This window comes from Pedobacter sp. KBS0701, from assembly GCF_005938645.2.
In the GTDB taxonomy this organism is placed as follows: domain Bacteria; phylum Bacteroidota; class Bacteroidia; order Sphingobacteriales; family Sphingobacteriaceae; genus Pedobacter.
In genome coordinates this window covers 6,026,624-6,044,039 of record NZ_CP042171.1, presented here as the reverse complement: position 1 = coordinate 6,044,039, position 17,416 = coordinate 6,026,624, and the positions used below count along the sequence as shown (strand labels likewise).

Sequence of the window (17,416 nt, the reverse complement as noted above, 5' to 3'; positions counted from 1 at the left end):
CTGCAAACATTAAAAATGAGCACTGCTCTGCCCACCTAGCCCCCGTTGAAGCGTTAACCCTAATGTCATTATTTAAGCCATTAGCATAGGTAAAAATAATTTAATGAAATTGATCGGTACCCTGAAACGACCGAGGCACGAGGAAAAAGAAAAGAATCGGTTTGTTAAAGAAATTCTGATTTAATATGATCTCCGTTTGTATTCATTTGTATATTTAAACCCGGTTTACCACAACATTAGCCATTAACAAGTACAAGTACACTAGATCATGAGTTTATTCAACATCTTTAAAAAGAAAAACACGTTAGAAGAAAACAAACAAATTATAGAGAATGATCCATTGGAGAATTTTCCCGAGCTGCTTAGCGCCAAGCTTTTATTTATTGAAAAACCAAATCTAGATGGCAATCAGCTTTTAGCCGGGGTAAAAAAACACTTTGCAAAAGTTGAACATTCCTTCTCAGAAAACACCTTTATTTTCTCATTCCCCGATCATACCATTCAGCTGGCAGACGCCATAATTCCGGCACAGTGTACAATGATGATACCCAATCAGGGCAGATCTGAAGTCGAACTTCCTGAGGCCGCTTTTCAACAAAACTGGCATTGGCCTGAAGCCAATCAGATTGCAAAAAACTGCACTTATGAAATATTGGTAACGGATTTCATGTCGAGAACATTACCCTACAAAGAAAGGCTGAATTTATTTATGGATTTTTTAGTTGAGGTAATCAAAGTAACCGAACCAAATGCGGTTTACTCATCTCCGGCACAGAAAATTTTAAACCCTGGCAATATCATCAGCATTTGGGATACCGACAAAATACAAACGTTAAATGCAATTTGTAATGTACGGCTTTACAACATTAGCAATAGTCCTAATCATAAAGAATTGTTAATGGATACCCTCGGACTTCATACCATTGGATTGCCGGATTTTCAAATCCGGTTCTCAGCAGCAGATGAAAATGAAATGGCAAATTTATTATGGACATACGCCTACTATGCTTATGAATATGGCGATGTGATATTAGAAGGAAATACCCTCGAAGGACTAAAAGCGGGTTCAAAATGGAAATGTGAGAAACAACTTTCTCTTGTTGCGCCCGAGAGAATTGTAGTAAATGTAACTCCAGATTAATTATCTTCGTTTACCTATACCTCACCCATGAAAAGAACATTTTTAGCCTTTTTATTAATCAGTAAAATCAGCCTTGCTTATGCGCAGGATCAAACGCTCGATAAAAAATACCGCCCGTTAGTTATCGGCTTTATCAACGCCGTTAAAAGTGGAAATGTAGAAAAGCTGAGCAGCAAAATTAAATATCCTTTAAACAGGACCTACCCTATTCCACCCATTAAAAATAAACAGGAATTCGTAAAGCGGTATAAAGAAGTTTTTGATGATAATTTAATCAAAAAGATTATTACTTCGAAGATTGAAACCGATTGGAATGACGTTGGCTGGCGCGGCATTATGTTGTTAAACGGCGAATTATGGCTTGATACGGATGGAAAATTAATTGCCGTTAATCACCAATCGAGGTTAGAAGCCAAAGAACAAGTCAGGTTAATTAATATTGATAAAAGCAGCCTTCACCCCTCAATTAGCAATTTTGCACAACCGGTTCTCGTTTTCGAAACGGCTCAGTACAGGATCAGGATTGATGACCTTGGTAATAACAATTACCGCTATGCCTCATGGCCAATAAAAAGTAAAATGAGCGATAAGCCCAAATTAATTCTAACTAATGGCAAATTTACACCTGATGGCAGCGGCGGAAATCATAATTACCAGTTTAAAAGTGGCGACAATTTATATACCTGTTTCATCATCGTAATGGGCGAAAAAGGTGCTCCTCCTGCACAATTGGTGATTAGTAAAGCTGGAAAAGAAATATTATCACAACCTGCGAAAAAAATCGCTCCTTAATTGCAATAGATGCTTACAGAAACACTAAAAAAACTTTTTAACCGGGATCTTACCAAGCTGAAATCCGAAATCGAATCTTACCAAAACGAGGCAAATCTTTGGCGAATAGATCGCGATATTGCAAATTCGGCAGGGAACCTTTGCCTCCACCTCATTGGGAATCTGAGTACTTATATCGGTGCAACTTTAGGTGGCACCAACTATATCCGTAACCGTGAACTGGAATTTTCTTTAAAAGATATTCCGAAACAAGAGCTGATTAACATGATTGAAGCAACCATTACCGTTGTTAGCGAAAGTTTGAATCAGGTAAGTAGCGAGCAGATGGATGGCGAGTATCCAATACTGGTATTTGAAGAAAAAACTTCTACTGAATTTTTCCTCGTTCACCTCACCACCCATTTAACTTATCACCTGGGGCAGATTAATTACCACAGAAGGCTGCTGGATGCTTAATTCAATCCGTCATTGCAAACAGAAGCGTAAGCATTAAGCAATCTTCTTTAATAAATTACATTAATGAAAATGCCCTTCACGATACAACATACCTTCGCCTTACAGGCAGCCAAAATCTTAAAAAATGATGAATCTGTTATTGGTTTAGCCGTAGGTGGTTCCTGTCTTAGCAATGAAATCGACGAATTTTCAGACCTCGACCTGATCCTCATTACCAAAGAAAGAGTGTCAGCAGACCAATTAAAAATGCTCCAATATGCCAATCGCCTTGGCGAAATGATTTCTGCATTTACAGGCGAGCACGTTGGTGAACCCCGGGTATTAATCTGTCTTTTCGATAATCCACTTTTACATGTCGATATCAAATTTTTAACCCTCGATGAATTTGCTTCAAGAGTAGAAGATCCTGCATTATTGATTGATCGTGATCATCAATTACAACATATTCTTGATCAAACCGAAGCTCAATTCCCTCATCCGGATAACCAATGGATCGAAGATCGTTTCTGAACCTGGATGCATTATGCACTGTTAAAAATCGGCAGAGGCGAATACATGGAAGCGATGGATTTCTTTAGCTTTTTAAGGATGGTAGTATTTGGTCCATTACTCCATATTAAAAACAACAACCTACCACGAGGTGTGCGTAAAGTAGAATCGCAACTCCCTGCCGAAGATTTTAACTTACCTAAAGGTACCATTGCCGAATACAATAATGCCTCCTTAATTACTGCTTTAGAAAATGCAATTGAGGTTTATAAAAAACTAAGACTTGAACTGTTCGATAAAGACATTAAGTATAACCAGAAAGCAGAAAATGCTGTAATGAAGTATTTAGCCAAAATAAAAGACAACCACTAAGAATGATAAATTAGATCATATAATATTCTCCGTGCTTTCTGTATTTCCGTGGCAATTTTTAACCAACAAGTCAAAAAACAACAATCTGCGTTTATCTTTTTAATGTGCGGAAAAACTGTAATGCACAACTTCCACTGGCCACACATAAAAACAAAAAAGGAGGCTTAGCCTCCTTCAACATCTTTTAAAACTGAACACCGATTAACCACATATTTTCGATGTAGTTAATTTTTTGGCTTGCCTTATCGTATTCATCCCAGCCCGTGGTGTGTACGTTGGTTAAATTGGTTGCCCCAAATTTGGTGGTATTCTGCAGGTAAACATTTTTCCAGACATAAAACTTAAGACCGATTTTAGCCGAAACGCCATAGCCAGAAATATTCCAGTGGTTGTTTCTGCCCAGGCCAAACAAACGTACATCAGAACGTGGCACCATAATTCCACCGCCTAAACCCGTTTCTAAAGTTAATGAAGTATTTCCACCTGGTGCTACCCAGATATCATCATAACGTTCGACCTCGATATTAGCATAGTTAAAACCATCAGTATGCTCATAAGTAAGCATGCTTTCTTTAACATTTACAAGCTGCCCATTATAATCGCCTGCCAGTGCACCAGTAGCCACATTTTCAGGCGTAATATTAGCTCCGATATGTCCGGTAATGGCAACAGTTTGTGGAATATCCATTACATATTTCATGTGGTCCCAGCCAATGGAAATACTATAATTATCTTTAATAAAATACCCTACACGGATATTATACTGTGGTACAGTGATTAATCCCGGGTTTAAATAGTCCCAGCTTAATTTTGATTGACGATCATGTGCAACTACATCTTTCATTGTAAAATCGTAGTTCGGTCCCTGAAACCTGATATCGCTTTTACCATACCAGGAACTATTATATCCCCAGTGGAAAAAGAAATTGCCTTTACGCGAAAAATTTCTTTTATGCTCCGGATTAAACAAGCTTTTCGAAGTTGGCGTATGATCTGTGGTTGAGCTTTGAACCTCTTGTGCCTGCATCCGCTTGCCAAACAAGAGTGCTAAAAATAGAATGGTAATTTTTTTCACGCGGCAAATTGAGCAAAAAGACCAATCATTTACAACAGGTTTAACATTTCGCCAGAGTTGTTGGACAAAAAATGACTTTAAAACATTAAAACCTCGTGTAAATGGCCAACTGGATAATATTGTTAATCGTATTATTGCTTAGTCCATGAGAAGCCTGGTTCATATAACCAGCTTCAATATCAAACTTTTTCGAAAAACGGTATCCCAAAGCAAGATAGGCCCTGTTCTGATCAAACAGACTATTATTAAGTTCACTTTTGTTCTGAAGATTAAAAAAAATCTCATTCTGCAAAGCCACAAAAGCGCCATTGGTAAAAGCAGGCTGCGTTTTTTGTAGCGGTTGGATGAACCTGAAGAAATAACGGAACCTCTGCGAAAAAAGGTTATCGTTATTTAACCTTTCGATAAAACGCTGTTCCAACCTAAACCTGTGACTGGCAAATACCGAGCTAATTTTATGGTTGTAGATATACTGTTCAAAAATGCGGTGCTCATTTAAAGAATTATTATTCGAACCGATTAACCTTGGCTGTGTGGTTTGCCACAAATAGCCCAACGCAACATTGCTTTTATCATTAATAAAATATTGCAGCGCAGGCCTTACCAAAGTATTGCGCACATAACCCCAATCATCGGCAGAACGGATCTGAAGATCGAACTGTAATCCCCACTTATCATTAAATTTAGTATTGTTTAAAAACATAAACCAACCCGAATTCTGGTATTGGGTTTGCGCATGTAACTTTCCTGATGCCATGATGAGAAGCATCGCGGCAGATAATAATATTTTTTTCATAAAAAGATAAACCGGTTTTATCTGTGTGGCGCTAAATTAATAGAAAATGAACAAAGCAAATAATTTAACTTTAAATTAATCCTCAAGAAAGAGGCTACACGCTTATCTTTAAAGTTTAATTCAATTGAAAATCTTATGCGTTTTCTTTTAGGAATTTTGTTACTCGTGATTTCGACCGGAGCAAAAGCTCAGAACTTTACGGGTACCTGGGATTTTAAGTATCGTCCTTATCCTAGGGCTTTACCAATTAATATGCAAATGAAGATTGGCAAAGCAACTGAAAAGATGCTTTATCCGGCCAACTTAAAAATTACAAATGGTGATTTTATATTTAGTTATGAGCTCTTGCTTGTTCAAAAAAATAGTACCCAGCTGGGCATTGGTCGAAATAAGTACCCGATTATTGAAACTCCTTTCAAAATTAAACAGTGGATGCCATACCTAAATGGCGTACTTACGCTTGGCAAATCCAAAACCGGACAAGCACAATTAAGTTTGGAGCGGATGTGGATCGATAATTTTGGACTTTTTATGCGGGGTTTAGATGAAGGCGATGAAATTTACGAAAGCTCAAAAGTAAATATGAGGGATCTTTTATATCGAGAAAAGATTACCTTAACAAAAACAAATTCAGTGCCCTGGACAGATCCTCATATTCCAAGGATAGTGGCTCCCACCGGAAAGAATAATATTTATTATGGAATTTACGATCCAATCACCACAAAAGATAGCATTGTTACCCTGGCCATACAGGATGAAGAGCTTATAGATGCAGACACCATAACACTGATTCAAAATGGCAGGATAATTTTAAACAAACATGCCATTGATGAGAAAAAATTTAGCTATGAACTTCATTTAGATACAGGAATGAATACGCTTGCACTTTTTGCAGATAATTATGGTCGCAAGCCACCAAATACTGGGAATTTAATTGTTAAAACTAGCGAAAACATGTATAGTTTTGATTTTTCAAACCGCTCAAACGCGTTTGCAACTTTTCTGGTGGCTAAATTTTACAGCGAATATTCAAAACCCCTGTTAGCAGATAATCAACGCTTAAGCAGTAAACCTGTAGATATGCAAAAGAAAAAAATTGCTACGGAAAAACCCATAGACAGAAGCACCGATGTTATTGCAAATATGCAAGTTGAAAACAAGCAAATAGAACTTGAAATTTGGGACGGCCAGGTAGAAGATGGAGATAGTGTATCTTTAAAACTTAATGACGAATGGGTTCATCAAAAAATTGCAGTTAAAAAAACATCCAAACGGTTTTATCTAACCTTGCAACCAGGCAAAAATACTTTACTGTTTCGGGCAGATAATTTAGGTAGTGTCCCACCAAATACAGCAGTGCTTTGTATTTACTATGGCGATAAAACACGGATAGTTTACCTGGACACCGATATGAAAAGAGATAATATGCTAAATATAGAATTTAGATCTAAAACGAATTAAACAATTGTAAAAGCTTATTATTTAAAATTCATTTAGTCATAAACAATTAAAAATTTATCTTCGTTAAAGATTTGACCATTTTAAGAATCAGAAATTCTTAAAAAAAGTCGTAATTTTTAAACATTACAAAACGTAAAATCAAAAGAATAAGATGATTATCGAACCTAGAATGAGGGGCTTTATCTGTTTAACCGCACACCCTGATGGTTGCGCACAAAACGTAAAGAATCAAATTGAATATGTAAAATCAAAAGGAGCTATTGATGGTCCTAAAAAAGTATTGGTAATTGGCGCTTCAACCGGTTTCGGTTTAGCTTCACGTATTGCTGCCGCTTATGGATCTGGCGCTTCTACCATTGGCGTATTTTTCGAAAAAGCACCTTCTGAAGGCAAAACGGCTTCACCAGGCTGGTACAATAGTGCAGCTTTTGAAAAAGAAGCCCATGCCGCTGGTTTATATGCAAAAAGCATCAACGGCGATGCCTTCTCAAAAGAAATCAAAGAAAAAACCATCGAACTGATCAAAGCTGATCTTGGTCAGGTTGATTTAGTGATCTATAGCCTGGCTTCTCCGGTAAGGAAACATCCTGAGACAGAAGTATTGCACCGTTCTACTTTAAAACCTATCGGCGGTACTTATACTAACAAAACTGTTGATTTCCATACCGGTAACGTTTCTGAAATCTCCATCGAACCAGCGACCGAAGAAGATATTGCCAATACCGTTGCCGTAATGGGCGGCGAAGACTGGTCGATGTGGATTGATGCCCTTAAGGCTGAAAATTTACTGGTGGAAGGTGCAACCACGGTAGCGTATTCTTATATCGGCCCAGCTTTAACCGAACCGGTTTACCGCAAAGGCACCATTGGAAGAGCTAAAGATGATTTAGAAGCAACCGCTTTCACAATCAGCGATAAATTAAAAGATATTGGTGGCAAAGCTTATGTATCGGTGAATAAAGCATTGGTTACCCAGGCCAGCTCGGCTATTCCGGTAATTCCTTTATATATTTCATTGTTGTACAAAGTAATGAAAGCGGAAGGTGTTCATGAAGGTACTATTGAGCAGATCCAACGTTTATATGCAGATCGCTTATATACTGGTAGTCCGGTTCCAACTGATGAAAAAGGAAGAATCAGGATTGACGATTGGGAAATGCGTGAAGATATCCAGGCTAAAGTTGCCGAACTCTGGAAAGAAGCCACTACAGAAACTTTACCAGCGATAGGTGATTTGCCAGGTTACAGATCTGATTTCTTAAGCTTATTCGGTTTCGAAATTGATAAAGTAGACTATCAAAAAGATGCCCAGGAAGTAGTAGAAATTGAAGGTTTAGTAAATTAAATAACTAATTCATAAGAGATGCGTCATTCCCAACTTGATTGGGAATCTTAATGCAAGAAGCTTCAAGATTTCCACGTGCGTGGAAATGACGAATTTTAAAACATACTTACAAACGGCTGGCCCTATAGCCAGCCTTTTTTATATCCAAACGATATGAATTTCGATTTACAGCCCACACTAGAAAACGATTTAATTAAAGTAGTTCCGTTAAAAGAGTCTGATTTTGAAGCGCTTTTTGCTGTAGCTTCCGATCCGTTAATCTGGGAACAGCACCCCAACAGAGACCGTTATAAGAGAGACGTTTTCGAAAATTTCTTTAAGGGCGCAATGGAATCGAAAGGCGCTTTTATTGTATATGAAAAAGAAACCAATAAAATTGCAGGCAGCTCCAGGTATTATGAGCTCGATGAGGAAGACAGTTCAGTTGCGATTGGCTATACCTTTATTGCACGCGAGTTTTGGGGCAAAGGACATAACAAGGCTTTAAAAACATTAATGCTTGATTATGCATTTCAATTTGTAGATAAAGTAATATTGCACATCGGAGCAATGAATTTCCGTTCGCAAAAAGCATCAGAAAAGCTCGGAGCAATTAAGATTTCCGAAATCGAGGTCGCTTACTATGGTGAACCGGTAAAATGGAATTTCGTTTACCAAATTGATAAGGTTAACTGGGAAACAATACATTAAAATTTTAGCCACAGATTGCACAGATAAACGCAGATATTAATTTCTTATCTGTGTTCATCTTTTTATCAGTGGTTAATTATATCATGGTCAACCTTATGAGTTGCCTCCCATTCGTTATGTTATCCTGAGCGGAGTCGAAGGATTTACACCCTAAGTATCTATAATATCACACTCGAAAATTAATTCATTTAAAGTTTGGCAACAGACTTATACAGATTAACACAGATGTTATTCACTTATCTGTGTTAGTCCTTTTCATCTGTGGTAAAATAATAGAGAAACAATTGCCACGGAGGTAAACCGTCCTGAGGTGCCGTCATTTCGAGCGAAGTGCAACGCAGTCGAGAAATCTAAAAAATATCGATCTATCCGCTTTTTTCTGGCAAACATCTTGCCTTATATTATCCGTTATTACCATAATGACAAGAGCATAACCGAATAAAATCGTGTTTATCCTTAAGTATTGTTATCTTTGTATAATTCTCCATTCCACTCACCCTTCAAAACAAACAATTAAATAAAATATGGCTAAATCTCAGGCAACATACAGTAAAAAAGAGAACGAAAAAAAACGATTAAAAAAACAAAAAGACAAACAAGAGAAAAAAGAAGAGCGTCAGGCTAATGCCAAAAAAGGTTTAGCACTTGAAGATATGATGGCTTACGTTGATGAAAACGGAAACATCTCTTCTACTCCACCAGATCCGAAGAAAAAGAAAGTAATTAATACAGAAGATATTCAGATTGGTATTTCAAGACAAGAGGACATCATTGATGAAAATCCTGTTAAAAAAGGAACAGTTACTTTCTTCAACGACAGTAAAGGTTACGGTTTTATTAAAAACACTGAAACACAAGACAGTATTTTCGTTCACGCAAACGGTTTAATCACCCAGATTAAAGAAGGTGATAAAGTTACGTTTGAAGTAGAAATGGGCCAAAAAGGACCAACTGCTGTTAAAGTATCAAAGGTTTAATGACCTAAATCCAATTCTTTTTGCAGTTCCATATTGCAAAACATGATTAAAATTCTGCAGAAAACTCTGCTGCGCTAGGTTTTATAATCCTATATAATTCCGTCTATTTAAGCATAAAACCTTGCGCATAATTTTATTCATCTTACTTATTTTCTGAACATCCTTTTTAGAAAATAAATAATCCAGATACATTTCTACCTTGTGCAGTAGCCCGAACAATTTAGATGGGTAACAAATATTATCTTATTCTATTTTTCTTCGGGATACTAATGCTTAATTTATCTTACTGTATGTAAATGACATAGGATTATTATGTAAAGAAATTGTAGCTTTTACGAAGCAGCTATCGTTTATAAAAATAAAAAAGATATAATCCCGGTGTGGAATTTGCACAGCGTTTACATCATTACAGTACACACAAAGGAAATACAAATTATGAAACCTGCACAAGCAAACAAAAGCTAAATAAAAAAAGCTTATGCAAGTTTCATAACAATTAAAAACACTACAAATTATGAAAAAGTTAATAGCACTTGCACTGGTTGCATTTTTAGGTTTATCAACAGCGATGGCCCAACAAGTAGATTTACGTAGAAAAATTAATGTAAGCGGAACTGCAGAAACAGAAGTCACCCCCGATATTATCTACATCGGCATTTCACTTAAAGAGTATTTAAACGGAAAGAAAAAAGTAGACATTACTGAACTGGAAAAACAACTGTTTGCTGCCGTTCAAAAAGCAGGTATAGCAAAAGAAAATTTAACCATTAGCAATTTAAGCAGCTGGAACTATGAAACAGAGAAAAAGAAAAATCCCGATTTCTTGGCCAGCAAACAATATCGTTTAAAAGTGAGCGATCTGAACAAGTTCAATGCCATATTAGAAGCTATTGATGCCAAAGGAATTGCCAATACCAATATTGAAAGCTACGATTATTCTAAAATTGAGAGCTTGAAAAAAGATCTTAAAATTAAAGCTTTATTGGCGGCAAAAGAAAAAGCAGCTTATATGGTTGAGGCTTTAGGTGATAAATTAGGGGCTGTAATTGAAATACAGGATAGTGGAGACAATGTTATACAACCGGTTTACAGAAATTTTGCGATGAAAGCTGAAATGTCTGATTCGGCTGGCGCTCCAGAGATTGATTTCAAAAAGATTAAGCTGAATTTTACGGTAAATGCCATTTTTGAGATCAAATAAAATTTTTTAACGCTTAAATTAATGCTTTTAAAAACCTATCAGAACATTTTGGTAGGTTTTTTGTTAAGTAGAGGTCGAACACTAAAAAATTAGATATTATGAAAAAATTCATCTACACGTTAGCCTTGTTTTTTGCTTTAGGCATTAGTTTTAATTCAGCTCAGGCAGCTGATAAACCTGCGAAAAATCCAACAGAGTTAACTGCAGAACAGGCAGTGAAACTGGAAAAAATTAAAACCCGTGTTGAAGAAATCAGAGACATGGACAAATCGAACTTAACAAGAGCTGAACGTAAAGCTTTACGCAGCGAGTTAAGAGAGTTAAAAGGTCAGGCCCGTGCAGTTTCTGGAGGTGTTTACCTTTCAGTTGGCGCGATTATCATCATCATTTTATTATTGATCCTGATTTTATAATCATTACAAAAAACTCATCTATCTATAAAAACAAAAAGCTTTGCAGCAGTGCAAAGCTTTTTTTATGCCCTCACCCTTTTCAATGGGTTGGAGAACATGTAGTGTCTGTGCTTTCCCTCTTCTGCAGGAGAGGGACGAAAAGGCAGAAAAGCAGCAGTTTCTTTAACAGGGTGAGGCTAATCAATCATATCAAATCCTGTATACTTCACTAAAGCTTCCGGAACTTTAATGCCGTTTTCCGTTTGGTAGTTTTCCAAAATCGAAGCCACAATACGCGGTAAAGCCAATGCACTTCCGTTTAAAGAGTGCGCCGGTTGTGCCTTGCCTTCTTTTCCTTTAAAACGTAGTTTCAAACGGTTACTCTGGTAAGTTTCGAAGTTTGATACAGAAGAAACTTCTAACCAACGCTCTTGTGCAGCACTCCAAACTTCCATATCGTAAGTCATGGCAGATGTAAAGCCCATATCGCCACCACATAAACGCAGTACGCGGTAATGCAGACCCAGCTCCTGTAAAAGAGATTGAACATACAGGCTCATATCTTCCAGCGTTTCGTACGATTTATCCGGATGGGTGATTTGAACCACCTCAACCTTATCAAACTGGTGTAAACGGTTTAAACCACGTACATGAGCACCGTAAGAACCTGCTTCTCTCCTGAAACAAGGTGTATAAGCCGTATTTTTAATTGGGAGATCTTCTTCTTTAACAATTACATCACGGTATAAATTCGTTACCGGAACTTCAGCTGTTGGGATTAAATATAAATCATCAACAGTTGAATGATACATCTGTCCTTCTTTATCAGGTAACTGTCCGGTACCAAAACCTGAAGCCGCATTAACCAAATGAGGTACCTGCATTTCTTTATAACCCGCTGCAGTGGCATGATCTAAAAAGAAATTGATCAGTGCACGTTGTAATCTTGCTCCTTTTCCTTTATAAACCGGGAAACCGGCACCAGTAATTTTTACGCCCAACTCGAAATCTATGATATCGTATTTTGCCGCCAATTCCCAATGTGGCAAAGCCTTAGCTGGAAGTTGTGCAGGCTCACCATGAGTTAAAACAATCTCGTTGTCTTCTGCTGTAGAACCTTGTTTTACCAAATGGTACGGTAGGTTTGGCAACTGAACGATTAAATTGTGTTGAGCAACTTCCAACTCATTCAATTTATCGCTGAGATTCTTGATATTTTCTTTGTGAGAAGCAGTTTGTGCTTTAATCGCTTCCGCCTCCGCCTTTTTACCAGTACGCATTAAATCGCCAATTTGTTTGGCAGCTGCATTAGCTTCAGCAGAAATATTATCCAGGGAAGTTTGTGTAGAACGGCGGTCCTCATCAATTTTAATGATTTCGTCTACCAGTTCTGGTTGTTTAAAATTACGGATACTTAAACGTTCTAAAACTTTCTCTCTATTTTCGCGGATATAGTTAACTTGCAGCATTATTTAATTTTTTAAGCAAAGATAGCAAGAGTTTGGAGTTTGGGGTAAGGAGTTTGGAAAAAACTGTAAACCGTTAACTGTAAACTGCAAACCGAAATATGGATGGCAAACTATTTCTCGTACCAACGCCCATAGGCAATTTGGAGGATATGACCTTTAGGGCAATCCGTATATTAAAAGAATGCGATCTGATTCTCGCTGAAGATACCCGTACCAGTGCCCCAATGCTGAAACATTTTGGCATCGATAAAAGAATTTTCTCACACCACCAGCATAATGAACATAAAGCCACTTCAGAAATTATCAGGTTTTTAAATGAAGGACAAAAAATTGCTCTGATATCTGACGCCGGAACACCAGCCATTTCCGATCCGGGTTTTTTCCTGGTACGCGAGGCCATTAAAAATGATATTGCTGTAGAGTGTTTACCTGGCGCAACGGCTTTTGTACCTGCTTTGGTTAATTCGGGCTTACCTGCAGATGCATTTTGTTTCGAAGGTTTTTTACCGGTAAAAAAAGGCAGACAAACAAAGTTTAAAAAACTGGCCGAAGAAGACCGCACCATTATACTTTACGAAAGTCCGCACCGTTTATTAAAAACTTTAGAGGAATTTGCGCAGTATTTGGGCGCCGACAGGCAGGCATCGGTAAGCAGAGAACTGACCAAAATGTTCGAAGAAACTGTAAGAGGTACTTTGGCAGAAATAAAATCACATTTTGAAAACAATACTTTAAAAGGAGAATTTGTAATTTGCATAGCGGGGAAACCCAATGTTAAAAGCAAAAACAAATATGAAGATGCTGAAGAGTAGCATTAAAAACGTAACAAACACAACAATTTAAAATTATTATGATTAGCATAGATAGATTTCTGAGTGACGAACAAGACCCAAAAGCGGTTGAAAAAGTTATTGGAAAATTAAATGACCTTTTAACCACAGGCGAAGAACTTTTATATTTAGCGGTACAGAAAAAACCTGCAGTAAACTTGTTACCAGACAGCATCGCGATTTCCAACAAACGCATTTTTTATTGCGAACCTGGTAATTTGGGCTTAACGATGAATTTCAAGGATATTTCGTGGAAAAGCATTAAAGAGGTTTCGTTTAAAGAAGAATTTTTTGGTTCTAAATTTATCTGTGTGCCACAACATGGCGAAAATATCGTAACTGAATTTATTCCGAAAGTTCAGGCACGTAAATTACATCAGGCTGCAAACCAACAATTAGAAGAGTACAAGGAAATGCTGCGCCAGCAAAAACTGGAAGAAAACCGTGCAACGGCCTCTCCCATTAATTTAAATGCACAGCCTTTAGCCGAAATTCCTGCTTACGAACCAACTCCGGAACCTATAGAACCTATTATCCAAATTGCTGAAGTGGTAGAAGAGCCGGAAGATGAAACCACTTTAAAATTACGCAAGCTTAAAACCTTGTACGATAAACACCTGATTACCCAGGAAGAATATGAAGCTAAAAAAGCCAATATTTTAGATAGTTTGTAATTAATACTGTCATGCTGAGGCACGAAGCATCCTTAATACAGTTGCACTGTACTTACATTAACAAAAAAAGGTCAGTTCTTTGTCGCTTAGGAATTCTTCCTGCGTCAGAATGACAAGTAATTCTATATGAAATCTAAACAAACTTACCTCCTCGCCCTCTTTAGTGCATTTTTGCTTTGGCTATCCTGGCCGCCAATGCCTTTTACTACACCTTTGCTGTTAATCGGTTTGGTACCTTTGCTCATTGCGCTCGATTCCATTTCAGGTAATGCAGAAAAAAAACAAGGAAAAAAAATTTTCCTGACTGCAGGTTTAACTTTTTTAGCCTGGAATACGGCATCAATTTATTGGGTATATAATGCCATAAGCGCTTATAATGGTCCGGCAGTGGCGTTACCTGTCTCCCTAATCCCTTATGGATTGGGCGCACTGTTAATGACCTTTGCTTTTTGGTTATACTACAGGTTGGGCAAATATGTAAATAAAAAGATCGCTTATCTTGGATTAATCGCATTTTATATTGCTTTAGAATATCTGCAGCAAACCTGGGATTTAGCCTTCCCCTGGATGACATTAGGGAATGGTTTAGCAGGAATGCACCAGCTAGCACAATGGTACGATTATACTGGCATTTACGGAGGTTCGCTGTGGATTTTAGCAAGCAATATTCTCGCTTTTGAAGCTTACAAAAAATTCAAATCCCAGACTGGTTATTTAAGATTTAGAACTGCAGGAATCTGGGCTTTGGTGGTGATGATACCCATCAGCGTTTCACTAACCAAATACTTTACAGCAGAACAAAAAGGCACCCCAAGTAATGTAGTGGTGGTTCAACCGAATATCGATCCCTACCAGAAACTAGAAAATATTCCACCAGCCGAACAAATCAGGATATTGACACACTTATCAGACTCGATCGGGCAGCCCAATACAGAGTATTTTATCTGGCCGGAAACTGCCATTCCAAATTACGCAGATGAAGATAGAATCAGAAGCAATAATGATTTCATTAACCTGCAAAGCTTTTTATCAAAGTATAAAAATGGAACATTGATCACTGGTATAGAAAGCATTAAAATTTATCAGGATAAAAAAACAATAACAGCTAAATTTGATAACCAGAAAGGCCTTTATTTCGACAATTTTAATACAGCGATGCAGGTAGAAAATTCTGCAAACGTCCAATTCTACCATAAATCCAAATTGGTTCCCGGGGTAGAAAAAATGCCTTTTCCAAAAGTATTTTCATTTTTAAACGGTGTTTTTGCTCAATTAGGGGGAACTGTTGGCGGATGGGGCTGGCAAAATAAGCCAAGTGTGCTTTATGCCCAAAGCGGTATCGGAGTTGCTCCCGTGGTTTGTTACGAAAGTTTATGGGGCGACTGGATCGGTGAGCAGGTTAAAGAAGGTGCACAATTTATTGCTATTATTACAAATGATGGGTGGTGGGGAAATACCTCAGGAAAAGACCAGCATGAAATGTATGCCAAATTAAGAGCTATTGAAACCCATCGCGATGTAGCCCGCTCGGCCAATACCGGAATTTCATGCTTCATCAATCAACGTGGCGATGTAACGCAAAGCACCAAATGGTGGACCAGAACTGCGCTAAAAGCAAACATCAACCTGAACGACGAGATTACCTTTTATGTAAAAAGTGGAGATATTATTGCAAAATTCTTCAGTCTTGCAGCCATTCTTTTAGCTTTGATCATTCCTTTTAGAAAATGGATCAGAAAACCAAGCCATGCTTAAAGAACAATATGATTTCATTTTATCATCCAGAAATACCCTGTTAGATTATATCAGGGGCATTTCAGAACAGGATTTCTTAACCAACAACAGTTCGTTCGGCAGAGGCTCTATCAGAAATTTGTTGGTTCATATCTGTCAAACCTATTGCGCGTGGATTGGCGAAAGAGCCTTAGGCAATGAACAGGAGTTTTTACCTTTCGAAAATTACCAGACCTTACAAGACTGCCAGACTTATTTTAGCCAGGCAAATGAATATATTGGCTTATTTATCGAAAAATTTAAAGGAAATGAGCTGCAGGAAATGGAGTTGCACAGAAATGAAGAGATTTTAAAGGTAAACCCATTGCAATTGTTTACCCATGTTGTTACCCACGAGTTTCATCACAAAGGGCAAATCATGTCGTTAAGCAGGCATTTAGGTTACGTACCTGTTGATGCCGACATTATCAGATAAAAATTATGCAAAAAATAGAAAACTTCCGCTGGTCGATACTGCTCTTGTTATTAACTTTAAATTTTGGCTGTGATCAGATTTCAAAAAAAATTGTCCGTAACGAAATTAGTGAGTATGAGCATATCAGCATTATAAAAGACCATTTTACCTTGATGAAAGTAGAAAACAGTGGTGCGTTTTTAAGTCTTGGCGATAATATGCCCTATATTTTCAGACTGATTATTTTAACAGGTTTACCGTTATTATTTTTGGGCTACGGGTTATATTTTCTTTTTGCCAAACGTAATTTACAAATGACTATGCAAATTGCTTTGTGTTTTCTGATTGGTGGCGGCATTGGCAATCTATATGACCGGATTGTACATGGATCAGTTACCGATTTTATGCACATAGATTTTTACCTCTTCCAAACAGGTGTTTTTAATTTTGCTGATATTTCGATTATGATAGGTGTTGGCATATTACTTTTTCAATCGTTAAGAAGCAAGATGGTTAAAGAAGAACCAATAGAAAAACTTGAATAATCACATTATTTCTTAACAAAGAATTATCACCTTTAAACAAACATATTTTTATCTTTAGGTGTTAAACAATTTTAAAATAAAATCCAATCATGAAAAGAAATGCAACAGCCGTATGGCAAGGTTCTATTAAAGAAGGTAATGGTAACATCACTACACAAAGCACTACTTTAAATAATACTCAATATTCTTTTAATTCTCGCTTTGCAGAGGGTGTTGGTACAAATCCGGAGGAATTAATTGCTGCAGCACACGCAGGCTGTTTTACCATGAAACTATCTGCAAACTTAACTGAAGCAGGATTTACAGCAGATAAACTGGAAACTAAATGTGAAATTAACCTTGATCCATCAAAAGGAGAAATCGTTGAATCGCATTTAACTTTAACGGCTTCTGTACCTGATTTAACACAAGAAAAATTTAATGAGCTGGTAGCCGATGCGGAGAAAAACTGCCCGATCTCTAAATTATTGAATACAACCATTACAGTTGATGCAACTTTAGCTTAAAACGTAATGGCGGACCG

Annotated in this window: 20 protein-coding genes; 17 read left to right on the top strand and 3 right to left on the bottom strand. The window is 37.3% G+C overall.

Annotated features, from left to right (window positions below; all coding sequences use genetic code 11):
* Positions 1-268: 268 nt before the first annotated feature.
* The 5 genes from FFJ24_RS24670 (at position 269) to FFJ24_RS26380 (ending at position 3,250) form a co-directional block, all read left to right on the top strand.
* On the top strand, positions 269-1,141 hold the full coding sequence (locus FFJ24_RS24670; RefSeq protein WP_138819748.1) for a DUF4261 domain-containing protein: 873 nt from the start codon (positions 269-271) through the stop codon (positions 1,139-1,141).
* A 27-nt stretch (positions 1,142-1,168) separates the two neighbouring features.
* Positions 1,169-1,933, top strand: a complete 765-nt coding sequence (locus FFJ24_RS24665; protein WP_210419424.1) for a hypothetical protein — start codon at positions 1,169-1,171, stop codon at positions 1,931-1,933.
* A 9-nt stretch (positions 1,934-1,942) separates the two neighbouring features.
* Positions 1,943-2,389: a DUF1572 family protein gene (locus tag FFJ24_RS24660; RefSeq protein ID WP_138819747.1), complete on the top strand. Its 447-nt coding sequence runs from the start codon at positions 1,943-1,945 to the stop codon at positions 2,387-2,389.
* 63 nt (positions 2,390-2,452) lie between these two features.
* Positions 2,453-2,899, top strand: coding sequence for a nucleotidyltransferase domain-containing protein (locus FFJ24_RS26385; protein ID WP_210419423.1), 447 nt, complete (start codon positions 2,453-2,455; stop codon positions 2,897-2,899).
* A gap of 6 nt (positions 2,900-2,905) precedes the next feature.
* Positions 2,906-3,250 carry a hypothetical protein gene (locus FFJ24_RS26380; protein WP_210419422.1) on the top strand — a complete coding sequence of 115 codons (345 nt, stop codon included), beginning with the start codon at positions 2,906-2,908 and terminating at the stop codon, positions 3,248-3,250.
* A gap of 184 nt (positions 3,251-3,434) precedes the next feature.
* Here the strand turns inward: FFJ24_RS26380 and FFJ24_RS24650 are convergent, their stop codons facing one another.
* Entirely contained in the window at positions 3,435-4,325 is an 891-nt protein-coding gene (locus FFJ24_RS24650; protein ID WP_246862692.1) for a hypothetical protein, read from the bottom strand.
* Between the two features lie 85 nt (positions 4,326-4,410).
* On the bottom strand, positions 4,411-5,121 hold the full coding sequence (locus FFJ24_RS24645) for a DUF2490 domain-containing protein (protein WP_138819746.1): 711 nt from the start codon (positions 5,119-5,121) through the stop codon (positions 4,411-4,413).
* 135 nt (positions 5,122-5,256) lie between these two features.
* Between FFJ24_RS24645 and FFJ24_RS24640 the strand changes: the two genes are divergently transcribed.
* The 6 genes from FFJ24_RS24640 (at position 5,257) to FFJ24_RS24615 (ending at position 11,208) form a co-directional block, all read left to right on the top strand.
* Positions 5,257-6,582: a hypothetical protein gene (locus FFJ24_RS24640; protein WP_138819745.1), complete on the top strand. Its 1,326-nt coding sequence runs from the start codon at positions 5,257-5,259 to the stop codon at positions 6,580-6,582.
* Between the two features lie 151 nt (positions 6,583-6,733).
* Positions 6,734-7,927: an enoyl-ACP reductase FabV gene (fabV, locus tag FFJ24_RS24635; protein ID WP_138819744.1), complete on the top strand. Its 1,194-nt coding sequence runs from the start codon at positions 6,734-6,736 to the stop codon at positions 7,925-7,927.
* A gap of 153 nt (positions 7,928-8,080) precedes the next feature.
* On the top strand, positions 8,081-8,617 hold the full coding sequence (locus tag FFJ24_RS24630; RefSeq protein ID WP_138819743.1) for a GNAT family N-acetyltransferase: 537 nt from the start codon (positions 8,081-8,083) through the stop codon (positions 8,615-8,617).
* A 524-nt stretch (positions 8,618-9,141) separates the two neighbouring features.
* On the top strand, positions 9,142-9,594 hold the full coding sequence (locus tag FFJ24_RS24625; RefSeq protein WP_029277369.1) for a cold-shock protein: 453 nt from the start codon (positions 9,142-9,144) through the stop codon (positions 9,592-9,594).
* A 514-nt stretch (positions 9,595-10,108) separates the two neighbouring features.
* Positions 10,109-10,795, top strand: a complete 687-nt coding sequence (locus tag FFJ24_RS24620; protein WP_138819742.1) for an SIMPL domain-containing protein — start codon at positions 10,109-10,111, stop codon at positions 10,793-10,795.
* Positions 10,796-10,893: 98 nt separating this feature from the next.
* Entirely contained in the window at positions 10,894-11,208 is a 315-nt protein-coding gene (locus tag FFJ24_RS24615; protein WP_138819741.1) for a hypothetical protein, read from the top strand.
* Between the two features lie 176 nt (positions 11,209-11,384).
* Here FFJ24_RS24615 and serS read toward each other — a convergent pair whose 3' ends face one another.
* The gene (serS, locus tag FFJ24_RS24610) at positions 11,385-12,656 is read right to left on the bottom strand and encodes a serine--tRNA ligase (protein WP_138819740.1); all 1,272 of its coding nucleotides are present in this window, start codon (positions 12,654-12,656) and stop codon (positions 11,385-11,387) included.
* 98 nt (positions 12,657-12,754) lie between these two features.
* Here serS and rsmI point away from each other — a divergent pair, with 98 nt between their 5' ends.
* The 6 genes from rsmI to FFJ24_RS24580 all read left to right on the top strand — a co-directional run bounded on the left by rsmI (position 12,755) and on the right by FFJ24_RS24580 (position 17,399).
* Positions 12,755-13,468 carry a 16S rRNA (cytidine(1402)-2'-O)-methyltransferase gene (rsmI, locus tag FFJ24_RS24605; protein ID WP_138819739.1) on the top strand — a complete coding sequence of 238 codons (714 nt, stop codon included), beginning with the start codon at positions 12,755-12,757 and terminating at the stop codon, positions 13,466-13,468.
* Between the two features lie 38 nt (positions 13,469-13,506).
* Positions 13,507-14,160 carry a PH domain-containing protein gene (locus tag FFJ24_RS24600; protein WP_138819738.1) on the top strand — a complete coding sequence of 218 codons (654 nt, stop codon included), beginning with the start codon at positions 13,507-13,509 and terminating at the stop codon, positions 14,158-14,160.
* Between the two features lie 126 nt (positions 14,161-14,286).
* A complete protein-coding gene (lnt, locus tag FFJ24_RS24595) occupies positions 14,287-15,915 on the top strand; it encodes an apolipoprotein N-acyltransferase (RefSeq protein ID WP_138819737.1) in 1,629 nt (542 codons plus the stop codon).
* On the top strand, positions 15,908-16,369 hold the full coding sequence (locus tag FFJ24_RS24590) for a DinB family protein (protein ID WP_138819736.1): 462 nt from the start codon (positions 15,908-15,910) through the stop codon (positions 16,367-16,369). The genes lnt and FFJ24_RS24590 overlap by 8 nt, the downstream gene beginning before the upstream one ends.
* A 5-nt stretch (positions 16,370-16,374) precedes the next feature.
* The gene (gene lspA, locus FFJ24_RS24585) at positions 16,375-16,893 is read left to right on the top strand and encodes a signal peptidase II (protein ID WP_246862691.1); all 519 of its coding nucleotides are present in this window, start codon (positions 16,375-16,377) and stop codon (positions 16,891-16,893) included.
* An 89-nt stretch (positions 16,894-16,982) separates the two neighbouring features.
* Positions 16,983-17,399 (top strand): OsmC family protein, encoded by a 417-nt coding sequence (locus FFJ24_RS24580; RefSeq protein ID WP_138819734.1) that lies wholly within the window; start codon positions 16,983-16,985, stop codon positions 17,397-17,399.
* Positions 17,400-17,416: the final 17 nt, after the last annotated feature.